This window comes from Paenarthrobacter sp. NPDC089714, from assembly GCF_044748905.1.
Lineage (GTDB): Bacteria > Actinomycetota > Actinomycetes > Actinomycetales > Micrococcaceae > Arthrobacter.
This window is the reverse complement of sequence record NZ_JBIVGX010000008.1, coordinates 1-12,916: the sequence shown is the minus strand read 5'-3', so window position 1 is coordinate 12,916 and position 12,916 is coordinate 1. Positions and strand designations below refer to the sequence as shown.

Annotated in this window: 10 protein-coding genes; 4 read left to right on the top strand and 6 right to left on the bottom strand. The window is 63.9% G+C overall.

Going from position 1 to position 12,916, the window contains the following annotated elements; genetic code table 11:
* Nucleotides 1–53: 53 nt before the first annotated feature.
* Nucleotides 54–1,292, top strand: coding sequence for a Fic family protein (locus ACIPY3_RS14470; RefSeq protein ID WP_400335090.1), 1,239 nt, complete (start codon nucleotides 54–56; stop codon nucleotides 1,290–1,292).
* Here the strand turns inward: ACIPY3_RS14470 and ACIPY3_RS14465 are convergent.
* From ACIPY3_RS14465 to lysS, 6 genes are all read right to left on the bottom strand, one after another.
* A complete protein-coding gene (locus ACIPY3_RS14465; RefSeq protein WP_400335088.1) occupies nucleotides 1,289–3,385 on the bottom strand; it encodes an alpha/beta fold hydrolase in 2,097 nt (698 codons plus the stop codon). The two genes, ACIPY3_RS14470 and ACIPY3_RS14465, sit on opposite strands and share 4 nt — an antisense overlap.
* A 121-nt stretch (nucleotides 3,386–3,506) precedes the next feature.
* Entirely contained in the window at nucleotides 3,507–4,727 is a 1,221-nt protein-coding gene (locus ACIPY3_RS14460; protein ID WP_400335086.1) for a glycosyltransferase, read from the bottom strand.
* A gap of 82 nt (nucleotides 4,728–4,809) precedes the next feature.
* A complete protein-coding gene (locus tag ACIPY3_RS14455) occupies nucleotides 4,810–7,302 on the bottom strand; it encodes an ATP-dependent Clp protease ATP-binding subunit (RefSeq protein ID WP_397325474.1) in 2,493 nt (830 codons plus the stop codon).
* 358 nt (nucleotides 7,303–7,660) lie between these two features.
* The gene (locus ACIPY3_RS14450; protein ID WP_387439078.1) at nucleotides 7,661–7,990 is read right to left on the bottom strand and encodes an Lsr2 family protein; all 330 of its coding nucleotides are present in this window, start codon (nucleotides 7,988–7,990) and stop codon (nucleotides 7,661–7,663) included.
* Nucleotides 7,991–8,117: 127 nt separating this feature from the next.
* Nucleotides 8,118–8,291 carry a hypothetical protein gene (locus ACIPY3_RS14445; RefSeq protein WP_397325475.1) on the bottom strand — a complete coding sequence of 58 codons (174 nt, stop codon included), beginning with the start codon at nucleotides 8,289–8,291 and terminating at the stop codon, nucleotides 8,118–8,120.
* Nucleotides 8,292–8,293: 2 nt separating this feature from the next.
* Nucleotides 8,294–9,823: a lysine--tRNA ligase gene (lysS, locus tag ACIPY3_RS14440; protein ID WP_400335084.1), complete on the bottom strand. Its 1,530-nt coding sequence runs from the start codon at nucleotides 9,821–9,823 to the stop codon at nucleotides 8,294–8,296.
* A 56-nt stretch (nucleotides 9,824–9,879) separates the two neighbouring features.
* Between lysS and ACIPY3_RS14435 the strand changes: the two genes are divergently transcribed.
* Genes ACIPY3_RS14435 through ACIPY3_RS14425 form a run of 3 tightly spaced genes read left to right on the top strand, consistent with a single transcriptional unit; the run spans nucleotide 9,880 to nucleotide 12,517 of the window.
* Nucleotides 9,880–10,770 (top strand): alpha/beta fold hydrolase, encoded by an 891-nt coding sequence (locus ACIPY3_RS14435; RefSeq protein WP_400335082.1) that lies wholly within the window; start codon nucleotides 9,880–9,882, stop codon nucleotides 10,768–10,770.
* 9 nt (nucleotides 10,771–10,779) lie between these two features.
* Entirely contained in the window at nucleotides 10,780–11,634 is an 855-nt protein-coding gene (locus ACIPY3_RS14430) for an alpha/beta fold hydrolase (protein ID WP_400335080.1), read from the top strand.
* Nucleotides 11,635–11,683: 49 nt separating this feature from the next.
* The gene (locus ACIPY3_RS14425; RefSeq protein WP_400335078.1) at nucleotides 11,684–12,517 is read left to right on the top strand and encodes an alpha/beta fold hydrolase; all 834 of its coding nucleotides are present in this window, start codon (nucleotides 11,684–11,686) and stop codon (nucleotides 12,515–12,517) included.
* Nucleotides 12,518–12,916: the final 399 nt, after the last annotated feature.

The window sequence follows — 12,916 nt, the reverse complement described above, 5'->3', positions numbered from 1 at the left end:
AGCAGCAGTAGTAGGTTACACTTATGGTGCTAAGTGTCAGTAAACTGGAGTTCGTGCCAACACCTCCCGATGCCCGCATTCCCATCGAACCAATCTCATTCGAGACCCTCGACTGGCAGCCCCGCGCACCTGAGATGTACTCACGAGCCGAGGTGAACAGGCAAACCGGGCCCTACCAGGCCAGCATTACAGCCCCCATCGCAGAGTGGACACCCGAGGTCTCAGGCGAAGACTCCGCCGACGTCGAGGATGCCACCCGCCAACTGGTCGCATTCGACAAACACGCCCAGCGCAGATTGGGAACCAACAATCCAGCGCTCGGACCGATGACGGCAATCCTGCTGCGGACAGAGTCGGCTTCCAGTTCGCAGATCGAACAGCTGACCACGTCAGCAAAGCAGCTCGCCCTCGCCGAGATCCATGAGGGCGACAAAGCAAACGCACTGACCGTCGTCGGCAATGTCCGCGCCATGGAGGCAGCGCTTCGGCTCGCAGACGAAATCAATGAAGACTCCATCTTGGCCATGCACAGAGCATTGATGCTTCACCAGCGCGGGTTGGACCCTGCCGGTGCCGGGCAATTTCGGAATGAGCAGGTGTGGATAGGGCCTGGTCAAGCGGGACCACGGATGGCTGAGTTCGTCGCACCGCACCACCACCGCATTCGCGACGCGATAGGCGATCTGGTTACCTTCGTAGGCCGGCACGACGTCTCCGTCCTCGTCCAGGTAGCGGTCAGCCATGCGCAGTTCGAGACCATCCACCCGTTCCCCGACGGGAATGGCCGGACCGGGCGCGCCCTGGCTCAGTCCATCCTTCGCAACAAGGGACTCGTCGGCTCCACCGCGGTGCCGATCTCCGCAGGGCTCCTCGTCCACACGGATCGCTACTTCGCAGCCTTGGGCTCCTTCCGTGAGGGCGACGCCGGACCGATTGTCCGGGAGTTCGCCATGGCGAGCAGGATCGCCTCGACCACCGGGTCACGGCTCGTGGACGACCTCGTCGAACAGCTTGAGGAGTCCCGGGGGAAGTTGGCAGGGCTTCGCGCGGATGCCGCGGCGTGGCGCCTTCTTCCCACCTTGATCGGACAGCCTGCGGTGAACACGAGATACCTCATGGCCCAGCTTGGGCTTGGCGAGATGGCAGCACTGCGCGCGCTCGATGCTCTGACCGAGCGCGGCGTGCTGAGTGAATCCACAGGCCGAGACCGCAAACGCGTGTGGCAGCACCGCGGCATCCTTGATGTCCTGGACGCCTACGCCGCTGGCATCCGCCGAATGTCTGCAGGCTAAACCCCCAGCTCCTCCGGCAGTTCCACATCCTTCCCCAGAACCTGCTTCGCCAGGAAGTGCTCCACCACCCCGTACCAGATCTTCGCGTGCTGCGGCTGGAGTACCCAATGGTTCTCGTCCGGGAAGTAGAGGAATCGGTGCGGGCTCTGTCCGCTCTCATCCGCTGGAAGCCCCGAGGAAGACAACAGCTCGTACCAGAGCCGCAATCCCTCGCCGATGGGCACTCGGTAGTCCTTGTCTCCGTGGATCACCAGCATGGGTGTCTTGATGTTGCCCACGTTGAGGTGCGGCGAGTTTTCCATGGCCATCTCCGCCGTCATTTCCTTCAGCCAATACTGCGCGGCGTCCGTCGTCGGGCCGAACTGGTCCAGCGCCCACAGGCTGGCGTGCGTGACGATCGCCTTGAACCGGTCGGTCTGGCCGGCCACCCAGTTGGCCATGTATCCGCCGAAGGAGCCGCCCATCGCGGCGGTCCGGGTTTCGTCGATATCGGCGCGCGCAACCACGGCGTCGGTCACGGCCATCAGATCCGAGAACGGCTTCTTGCCCCACTCACCCCATCCGCGCTGGATGAACTCCTGGCCGTAGCCCGTTGAGAGTGCAGGGTCCGGCAGCAGGACGGCATAGCCCTTGGCAACCAACAGCCACGGGTTCCAACGCCACGTCCAGGCGTTCCACGAGCCGAGGGGTCCGCCATGGATCCAGAGCAGGAGCGGGGCAGGTGCCTCGGCGGACGCTCCGGAAGGAAGCGCCAGGTACGCCGGTACGCGCACCCCATCGGCAGTCTTCGTTTCCACCCGCTCCAAGCGCCCGCTGTACACGGGACGCTCGGCCGGCGCCGGGAGCCGCACCACGTCTCCCGTCGACAAATCGATGCGCACTGCCTCCGAAGGGAACTCATACGAACTCCGCAGGGCGTACGCTGTGCGCCCGTCCCCCGCAACCACGACGTCGGTGTACACCGCTGCGTCCTTCGTCACCCTCGTGACCCCACCGTCAGCGACGTCCACCCGGAAAACCGGCGACGCGCCGTCGTCGTCCGCTGTGACCAAAAGGCCGCTGCCGTCCGGAAGCCAGGCAACCGGCGTCGCCCAGCGGTCCCACTCGTGGGCCAGCGGCACAAGCCCGGCGGCTTCCCCGCCCGAAACATCCAGCAGGTGCAGCTTGACCAGCGGCGCCTGGGTGGGTGTGGTGTCGCTTTCGCTCTGCACCACCAGCGTGCGGTTGTCCGGGCTCACGGGGCCGGGGAAGTAGCTCATGCCTTCGTGGTCCAGCAGAACTTTGACAGCGCCGGTAGCAACGTCGACGGCGGCGAGCACCTCCCGGCTGTCGGCCTTCGCTAGCGCCTTGCTGAGGCTCGTATAGATGGTCTTGCCGTCGGGGCTCACCACGGTTTTGGCTTCCCGCAGCGAACCTCCGACGCCGGGAGTCAGGTTTCGCAGCGAGACCGGCGGTTCCGCGTCAACAGTGGCCGGCCTGCCAGGCTCGTCGGCCGGCCCGGCTTCGACCGCGAAGATGCGGGGCTCCGAGGGACCAAGATCCGCATCCCAAAACCTGACCGGGTAGCCACTGTGCAGGATGGCAGAGACCTTGTTGTCCTTGCGGGCTTTGCGTCGCTCTTCATCGTTCTCCTCGCCGGTGGACCCGGCCAGGACGTCGGCCACCAGGAAGGTTGCCCGGGCATCCGTGGCAGCCAGGACGGAACCAACGCCACCTGCGCGGGAGTGCGCAATGCGGGCCTCTCCGCCATTGGCAGGAAGCACCCACAACGCGCTGACGGGATCCTCGTCGGGCTTTTCCGGGTCCGGCCGCGCCGAGGTGAAGTAGAGGTTGCCATCGGCGGCGAACACGGCACCGGACTCGCCCTTGGCACTCCGGGTGATCCGGCGGGCCTGTTCCCGGCCCGTGGGGTCCAGCTCCCACAGGGCCGTCATGAACTCTGTGCCCTTGCTGTTCAAGGTGGAGACAGTGGTGACCAGTCGTGTGCCGTCTGGGCTGAGGGTGAGTCCACTGACCCGTGGGATGGCCAGGTAGTGGTCAAGATCGTGGAAGGGAGTTTCGGGTTGCGGGGTATGCGAGCCAGTCGAATCCATGGTCCGATTCAACACGGAATGTGCCGTCGATCACAGGGTGGTTCACTAAGAGTGAAACACTACTTTCACATCCCCCCAACTAGGTCGCATTAGTGCGCGTTTTGAGGCCTCTAAACGCGCACTAATGCGACCTGGTTGGGATGTTGCGGAGGGTTTGGAGCACGGGGGCCACGCCGTCCTCACCGGCGATCGCTGCTGCCACAGCTTTCGCCCGGGCAGCATAGGACGGCGTGCTGACCGCCGCCTTAATGGCCTGCCCCAACCGCGCCGCGGTGAGTTGCTTGTAAGGAACCGGTTCCGGCCCGGCTCCCAGCGCCTCCACGCGGGATGCCCACAAAGGCTGGTCCGTGAAGACGGGAACGCATACCGCAGGCACCCCAGCACGGAGGCCGGCCGCCGTCGTTCCTGAACCGGCGTGATGTACCACGGCAGCCATCCGGGGAAAGAGCCACTCGTGCGGGACCTCACCGATGCCGATTGCATCGTCACTGTGAATGCGTCCGCCCTGGATGACGGCACGAACACCGGCAATCCGCGCCGCCGCCACGGCGAGCTCCACATCGACTGCCGCGCCGCTGCCAAAACCAATGAAGACCGGGGCCGGACCAGCCGCCAGGAAATCCGCCAACGCCCGGTCGGGCTGCCAGTTGCGTTCCCCCGGCGGCCACCAGTATCCCGCCATGACAAGCCCCGCGTGCCAGTCCTTCGGACGGGGCAGCACCGTGGGACTGATGCCATGGAGGGTGGTCGCCTTATTACGCCGACGACGGCGGTCGGCAGCTTGGCGGGACAGCGTGGGCAAGCCCAGCCCGCGGCGAAGCCTGGCACCCGGAGCGTCGTAAGGAGCTGGTCCGGCGAGAACCCTCCTGCCGATCACTTTGTTGCCCACGGCGCCGAGGTCACGGCCGGAACCGAGCAGCACAGGCGGATATGCTCCGCTCGGCTCCACGGGTTGCAGGTGGGCGCCGATGGCAGGAAGTTCCAGTGCTTCGGCGATGTCGTAGGCAAAGGGTGCCACCGAATTCGCCAAGATAACGTCCGCCCCTGCCTCGGCTGCGGCCAGTGTTCCCCTCGCCGCCTGTTCCATGTAGCCGCCAAGCGCCTGCCACGAGTGCCGGACATCCCTGAATGAGGGCCTCTCCGCCGATTCGGTTCGTTGGATGATGCGGGTGAGGTCCCCAGGGAGCGCCCTGTATTCACAGCCGGCCGACACAACAAGCGGGCCATAGGCAGGGTTCGCAGCTATGGCCACCTCAAAACCGTGTTCCTGCAGTGCCGATCCCAGCCCAGCCATGGGCGCCACGTCTCCGCGCGTACCAGGAGCCACCATCAAAATCCGCATTCAATCCTCGCTTCCGGAAACACGAATGCCCCGCACACTCCTAGGAGAATGTGCGGGGCACTCTGCTGATGAGGCCTCTGCCTTACGCGGTGGGAGCAATCTCCGGGATCCGCGGCTTGGCGTTGCCTTCGAACGTGAACTTGGCTTCGTCACCTTCACCCTCGACGTCAACCACAACGATGTCGCCGGTGTGGATGTCGCCGAACAGGATCTTCTCGGACAGCTGGTCCTCGATCTCGCGCTGGATGGTGCGGCGCAGCGGCCGGGCACCCATGGCGGGGTCGTAACCACGGGTGGCGAGCAGGACCTTGGCGGCCTTGGTGAGCTCGATGCCCATGTCCTTGTCCTTCAGGCGGCGCTCCAGGCGGGTCACAAAGAGATCCACGATCTCGATGATCTCGTCCTGCGTCAGCTGCGGGAACACCACGACGTCGTCAACACGGTTGAGGAACTCGGGGCGGAAGTGCTGCTTGAGCTCTTCCGTCACCCGGGCACGCATCCGGTTGTAGCCGGTCTGGGTGTCCGTGCCGGACTGGAAGCCGGTAGCGACACTCTTGGAGATGTCGCGGGTACCCAGGTTGGTAGTCATGATGATCACGGTGTTCTTGAAGTCCACCACGCGGCCCTGGGAGTCGGTCAGACGGCCGTCTTCCAGGATCTGCAGCAGCGAGTTGAAGAGATCGGCGTGCGCCTTCTCGACTTCGTCGAACAGGACCACGGAGAACGGACGGCGGCGAACCTTCTCGGTCAGCTGCCCGCCTTCTTCGTAGCCGACGTAGCCCGGAGGGGCACCGAAGAGACGCGAAACCGTGTGCTTCTCGGAGTACTCGGACATATCCAGCGTGATGAGGGCGTCCTCTTCACCGAACAGGAACTCGGCCAGGGCCTTGGCGAGCTCGGTCTTTCCGACGCCGGTGGGGCCGGCGAAGATGAACGAGCCACCCGGACGCTTGGGGTCCTTCAGGCCGGCACGCGTACGGCGGATGGCCTGCGAAAGGGCCTTGATGGCCTCGTCCTGGCCGACCACGCGCTTGTGGAGTTCCTCTTCCATCTTGAGCAGGCGGGAGGACTCTTCTTCGGTGAGCTTGAAGACCGGGATGCCCGTGGAGTTCGCGAGGACTTCTGCAATCAGGTCCTCGTCAACCTCGGAGATGTCATCCATGCCCCCGGACTTCCAGTTGCGTTCCTTCTCTGCGCGCTCGGCAATGAGCTTCTGCTCCTTGTCGCGCAGCGAAGCGGCACCTTCAAAGTCCTGGGCGTCAATCGCCGATTCCTTCTCCAGCTTCACGTCAGCGATGCGCTCGTCCATGGCCTTGAGCTCCGGCGGAGCGGTCATGCGGCGGATGCGCAGGCGGGCACCGGCTTCATCGATGAGGTCGATCGCCTTGTCCGGCAGGAAGCGGTCCGAGATGTAGCGTTCTGCCAGCTGCGCGGCTGAGGCGAGGGCGCCGTCGGTAATCGTCACGCGGTGGTGTGCCTCGTAACGGTCCCGCAGGCCCTTCAGGATCTCGATCGCGTGGGCAACCGAGGGTTCCTTGACCTGGATCGGCTGGAAGCGGCGCTCAAGGGCGGCGTCCTTCTCGATGTGCTTGCGGTACTCGTCCAGCGTGGTGGCACCAATGGTCTGGAGCTCGCCACGGGCCAGCATCGGCTTCAGGATCGACGCGGCGTCGATGGCACCTTCGGCAGCACCTGCACCTACCAGGGTGTGGATCTCATCAATGAAGAGGATGATGTCCCCACGGGTGCGGATTTCCTTGAGGACCTTCTTCAGGCGCTCTTCGAAGTCACCACGGTAGCGGGAGCCGGCAACCAGCGAGCCAAGGTCAAGCGTGTACAGCTGCTTGTCCTTGATGGTCTCCGGGACATCGCCGCGAACGATCGCCTGGGCGAGGCCTTCGACGACGGCTGTCTTACCGACGCCGGGCTCACCGATGAGCACGGGGTTGTTCTTGGTACGGCGGGAGAGGACCTGCATGACGCGTTCCATCTCCTGCTCGCGCCCGATCACAGGATCGAGCTTGTTTTCGCGGGCAGCCTGGGTGAGGTTGCGGCCGAACTGGTCCAGCACCACGGAACCGGCGGGGGTTCCTTCCTGCTGGCCCTGGCCGGAACCCGATCCTGCGGTTTCCTTGCCCTGGTAGCCGGACAGCAACTGGATGACCTGCTGGCGGACCCGGTTGAGGTCGGCGCCAAGCTTCACCAGGACCTGGGCAGCAACGCCCTCGCCCTCACGAATGAGGCCGAGGAGGATGTGCTCGGTGCCGATGTAGTTATGGCCGAGCTGAAGAGCCTCGCGAAGGGAAAGCTCAAGTACCTTCTTGGCGCGCGGGGTAAAGGGGATGTGACCGGAAGGAGCCTGCTGGCCCTGGCCGATGATCTCCTGAACCTGTTCGCGGACGCCGTCGAGCGAGATGCTCAGAGACTCAAGAGCCTTGGCGGCAACGCCTTCACCCTCATGGATCAGACCCAAGAGGATGTGTTCTGTACCGATGTAGTTGTGATTGAGCATCCGTGCCTCTTCTTGGGCAAGGACGACCACGCGACGGGCACGGTCCGTAAATCTCTCAAACATTTCGCCACACTCCTAGCTACGACGTACTTTGATGCTACGTGCCGGGGCGGGACTTTTGGAGCGTGTTCGCCACAGGGGAAACATGACGTACTTGCGGAATAAATATCATCGTGCCTGCCCGGTTCCCCAACCCGCCCTGCCCCGGAGCAGCAGGCGCCGCCCTGCACACGGGCCATCGGACCAATCCGGGTGCTTGGTGTTCTGCCCCCCGCATTCCACGTACCCAAATGATCCCGGGTTGAAGCGCCACCGGAGGACTCCGGAATATTGCTGCCCGGTAAAAAGGTGGCACGCCGTATGCCTATTAGGTTTAAACACCAAAGCCCCGGCACTGAGGCCGGGGCTTAGAGGCGGTGAATCAGGAATTCGCCTTCTGGTACGCTTCCTGAATTTCAGCTTGAATACGTCCACGGCTGTTGACCGTGTAACCGTTATCCCGTGCCCACTGGCGGATCTGAGCCGAATCCTGGCTCCGCGCAGCCGTAGCGCGGCCCCGGGTGGCACGGCCGGAAGAGGAAGTCTTCCGGGCTTTGGCGACGTAAGGCTCAAGTGCCTGACGCAGGGAAGCTGCGTTTGCGGTGGACAAGTCCATCTCGTAGCTCACACCGTCAAGGCCAAAACGGACAGTTTCATCGGCTGCCCCTTCATCCAAGTCGTCAACCAGGATGATTTTTACTTTTTGTGCCATGAGTAGCCTCTCTTTTGGAGGGTTGATATTCAGAAATCCCCATGTTGCTATTCCTGATTATCGTTCACGGCACGCACACACGTCAAAGGCATATGTGGATTACTGCTTTGGACCGCCAATTTCCGGGCTATTTAGCGGCGGGCCCGTCCGCTTCGGGACCTGAATTGCGCAGATTCGCCTCAGCCTGCGCACGGGCTTCCGCCTGGCGCTCGGATTTGTCCGCATTGAATATGGCCTTCATGGCAAACCAGAAGATCAAACCAACAACTACTGACGGCGCCAGGACGGCGATGTACTCCATGATCAGTGACCTTCTGGCTTGAGTAGTGGGAAGAGAATGGTTTCGCGGATACCGGCACCGGTAAAGAGCATGACAAGACGGTCAATGCCCAATCCAATACCACCCATGGGCGGCGCGCCGTATTCCAAGGCACGGAGGAAGTCCTCGTCCAACTGCATGGCCTCGTCATCGCCGGCTGCGGAACGGCGGGACTGTTCCGTCAGCCGTTCCCTCTGGATCACGGGGTCAATCAGCTCGGAGAACGCCGTCCCACGCTCCATACCGCCAATGATCAGGTCCCAGGCCTCAATCAGCCGGCCGTCCTCGCGGTGCGGGCGGGCCAGCGGCTGTGCGGACGGCGGGTAGTCGTAGACGAACGTGGGGTTAAGCAACGTGGGTTCCACAATCTCGCCGAACAATTCCACAACCAGCTTCTCGGCGTCCCACTTGGGATCCACTTTGACCTCGTGCTTGGCGGCAATGGCCAGCAATTCGTCCACCGTGGTGTCCGGAGTAATTTCAACGCCCACGGCTTCGGAAAGTCCCGGATATACCGCAATCCACGCCCATTCGCCGTCGAGGTTAATCTCGCCCGCATCCGTTTGGATGGTGCGCGTGCCCACAACGTCAGCCACATTCAGGATGATTTCCTTCATGCGCTCGGCCATAACGAACTGGTCCGCCCACGCCTCGTAGCATTCAAGCGTGGTGAATTCGGGGCTGTGGGTGGAGTCGACGCCCTCATTGCGGAACACCCGGCCCATATCGTAAACGCGGTCGATTCCGCCCACCACTGCCCGCTTGAGGAAGAGTTCGGTGGCAATGCGCAGGGTCATCTTCTGGTCAAAGGCGTTCATGTGGGTCTCGAACGGACGGGCCGTCGCGCCGCCGTGCACCAGTTGCAGGATGGGTGTTTCCACCTCCACGTAGCCGTGGCGGTCCAAGGTATCGCGGACCGAACGGGTGATGGCAGCGCGCTTGTACACCATTTCGCGGGCTTCATCGCGGACCATGAGGTCCACGTACCGCTGGCGGACGCGGGTTTCCTCGTTGAGCTCAGCGTGGAGAACGGGGAGCGGGCGCAGGGCCTTGGAGGCCATGGACCACGAATCGGCCATGACGGACAGCTCACCGCGGCGGGAGGAAATAACCTCGCCCTTGATGAACACGTGGTCGCCGAGGTCCACCAGTGCCTTCCATTCGGCAAGCGCTTCGTCGCCGACGTTGGCCAGGCTCAGCATTGCCTGCAGCCGGACGCCCTTGCCGTCCACGCCGCCTTCCTGCAGGGTGGCGAAGCAGAGCTTGCCCGTGTTGCGCACAAACACGACGCGACCCGTAACGCCCACCACGTCGCCAGTGGTCTGGTCAGCTTCAAGGTGTGCGTACTTCTCGCGGATTTCGCCCAGCGAATGCGTCCGCTCAACGCCCACCGGATAGGCCTCCGCACCGCGCTCGATCAGCTTGGCACGCTTGTCCATGCGGATGCGCATCTGCTCGCTGGCGTCGACAGGCTCGGCGGAGGTGTTCGGGGCGGAGGTGTTTGCGGAAGTCACAATCCTTAAGTTTACCGCCGATTACGGACCGCTACTTCCGGTCATAGACTCGGGCTGTGGAGACGTGGACTGTTGAAACGGACGACGCCGGCGGGCAGCTGGAGGTGCATACCTTCCGTCCGCTCTCAGCAGCCTCCCTTCCAGGCCCGAAGGCACCTGCCGAACCAGCCGGCGTCGTCATGGTGCATGGCACTCTGGTGACCGATTCGCTGTACTGGCCCTTCGCCCGGAACCTCAGCCACATGCTGGGGCGGCCCGTCCACTGCTACAACCGCCGTGGCCGCGGACAGTCGGCCCCCCAGCCCCCGGGCTATTCGGTTGAAACGGAAGTAGCGGACCTCGCCGCAGTGCTGCGAAAAACCGGCTCGGCCGACGTCGTGGCCCACAGCTATGGCGGCTTCGTCGCCCTCAACGCCGCGCGAAGCACCAGGATCAAGCGGCTGGTGACCTACGACGCCGCGGTTTCCCTGTCCGGGAGCCTCCACGGCCGCTGGCGTCCGGAGCTGGAAGAAGCGGTCACGGCAGGCCAACTCGATCACGCTTGGGCCCACCTGGTCCAAGGGCTGGGAACAGCGGGACCCATCTCCTACCTGCCCATGGGCGCCTTGCGCGTGCTGAGCATCATCTCCGCCCAGACCCGGCTGGGTTTGGAGATGCGTTCCCTGTTGCCCACGGCTGTCACCGAGATGCGGGCAGTCCTTGCCGCCGATGCCACGCTGCACGATTTCATTGCCCTGCAAACGCCCACCCTTATGCTCAGCGGCGGCTGGAGTCCGTCCTACTTTGCCGAAACCGGCCGCATCCTCGCGGGCGCTGTACCGGCCATCGACTTCGCCATTGTGCCGTTGCAATTCCACGAGGGTCCCCTGCGTCCCGGAAAGCGCCTCGCGACGCGAATCGCCCGTTTCCTGTCCGGTGACCACGTTAACGCGGCCGTCGGCACCTAGGATGATCCGGTGAGGGAACGCGACATCAAGACGCACGACGGCGGCAAACTCGCCTTGTATACGTACGGCGACGAAGACGCTCCCGGGGAACGCCGGGTCATGGTCATCGGCGGAGCCTTCCTGACCGCCTTGATCTACCGTCCGTTCTCGATTGCGCTGGCGAAGGGCCTCGGAGACGGCTGGGCCGTGGATGTCTACGATCGGCGGGGACGCGGCAAGTCCACCGACCAGCCGCACAACTACTCCATGGCTACCGAGATAGCGGACGTGCGCACCATCATGGATGCCACGGACGGACGGAACATCCTTGGCCACAGCCTGGGTGGATCCGTAGCCCTCAACGCTGCAATGGCCTTCGCCGGAACCCACCACGAGCCTGCCAAGCTGGCTGTCTATGATGCTGCCGTCAACATCGACGGCAGCATGAGCACCGACTGGCTGGCGGGATTTGCCGACGCTGTGGACGCAGGTGACGTGAGCCGGGCGATGGCAAGGATGAAGCGTGGCATGCAGCCCGGAACAGCGCTGGCACGCGTTCCCGAGCCGATCCTGGCAGGGCTCATGGCGGTTGTTTCGCGGACCAAGGTCAACAAGCTCTTCCGTGAACTGCTGCCTTCCGGCGTGGGCGAGCTGAAAGCCGCCTTCGAGGCCGATGCCACGCCCAGGGACTTTTCCGTGCTGCCATCCACCACGCACTTCATGGTGGGGAAGAGAAGCCCCCAGTTCTACAAGGTCACTGCTGCACGGCTGAACCGTGCGGTTGCCGGCAGCACCCTCGAAGTCTCTCCGCGGGGATTCCATGGCTCCGTTCCGGCAGCTGTCAAAGAGCTGGTCCATGACATTTCGGACTACTTCAAGCGCTGATCCCCGACGTATCCGGCCGTCGTTCAGGTGGCTCGGCTAGGCTCAAGTCATGACGCGCGAGATCATCACCACAGCTGACGGCGGACACCTCGAGGTACTCACTACGGGAGGTGACCGGAAGGACGCAGGTTCCGGCGTCGTCGTCGTGCCTGCCTCCATGGTGACAGCATCCGACTACACCCGTTTCGCGCAGAAACTCAGTGAAGCGCTGGGCCGCCCCGTTCACACCTTCAACCGTCGCGGACGCGGTGACTCCTCACCGCAGGCCGAGGACTACTCACTGGAGGCCGATATCCGCGACCTCGATGCTGTCATGAAGCACACCTCCAGCACCGATGTGTTCGGACACAGCTTTGGCGGCGCGGTCGCACTGCACGCGGCACGCACGCTGCCCGTCGAGCGCCTTGCCGTGTACGACCCCGCCGTTTCCGTCAACCAGAGCGTCAAGGCGGACTGGACGGACGAATACGAACGCGCGACGGCGGCGGGAGACTACGATCGCGGACTCGCTGTCCTGATCAAGGGGGTCGAGACAGGCGGCGCTTTCGCGCGCATGCCGCTCTCCATGCTTACCCTTGCCACGAAGCTCACGGCCGGCACGCCCCTGGGCAAGCAGATGCGTGAGCTCATGACGTGCGGCGTCCGGGAGATCAAGGCCGTGATCGCCGCTGACATGCCGGCCGAGCCGTTCCTGGCGCTGCCTCTTGAGACTCTGATTGTGGTGGGCGAAAAGAGCCCCGCATACTTCGGCGTGGCCTGCGGACAGATCCACGACGTTCTCTCCGGCTCGAGTTACACCATCCTGCCGGGCTTCGGCCACGACGGGCCCAACAAGGCTCCGGACAAGCTGATCGCGGAGCTGTCAGAGTTCTTCTCCGGGTAGGTTACCCAGGCGGCTCCACGATTCCAGGGTCCCGTTGTGGGGGCCATCCGCGGTTTGGCCGCTCGCGGACTCCGTGCCGGGCTCCCTCGCTGGGCTTCTTGTTGTGGGGGCCATCCGCGGTTTAGCCGCGCACGGGCTCCCGTGCCGGGCTTCTTGTTGTGGGGGCCATCCGCAGTATGGCAGTGCGCGGACTCCCGTGCCGGGCTTCTTGTTGTGGGGGCCATCCGCAGTATGGCAGTGCGCGGACTCCCGTGCCGGGCATCCGTGCTGGGTTGCTTGTTGTGGGGTTTGTGGTGCGTGTTCTTGGTGTGTTAAAGGTGTGGAGCCCCGACCGTCGTGGTCGGGGCTCCTGTTAAGTGTTGTCCGGCGGTGTCCTACTCTCCCACACCCTCCCGGGTG

Excerpts from the sequence above, each read along its gene's own strand:
- ACIPY3_RS14465 (WP_400335088.1), bottom strand. The coding sequence starts at position 3,385 with ATGGATTCGACTGGCTCGCATACCCCGCAACCCGAAACTCCCTTCCAC.
- ACIPY3_RS14460 (WP_400335086.1), bottom strand. The coding sequence starts at position 4,727 with ATGCGGATTTTGATGGTGGCTCCTGGTACGCGCGGAGACGTGGCGCCC.
- ACIPY3_RS14455 (WP_397325474.1), bottom strand. The coding sequence starts at position 7,302 with ATGTTTGAGAGATTTACGGACCGTGCCCGTCGCGTGGTCGTCCTTGCC.
- ACIPY3_RS14450 (WP_387439078.1), bottom strand. The coding sequence starts at position 7,990 with ATGGCACAAAAAGTAAAAATCATCCTGGTTGACGACTTGGATGAAGGG.
- ACIPY3_RS14445 (WP_397325475.1), bottom strand. The coding sequence starts at position 8,291 with ATGGAGTACATCGCCGTCCTGGCGCCGTCAGTAGTTGTTGGTTTGATC.
- ACIPY3_RS14425 (WP_400335078.1), top strand. The coding sequence starts at position 11,684 with ATGACGCGCGAGATCATCACCACAGCTGACGGCGGACACCTCGAGGTA.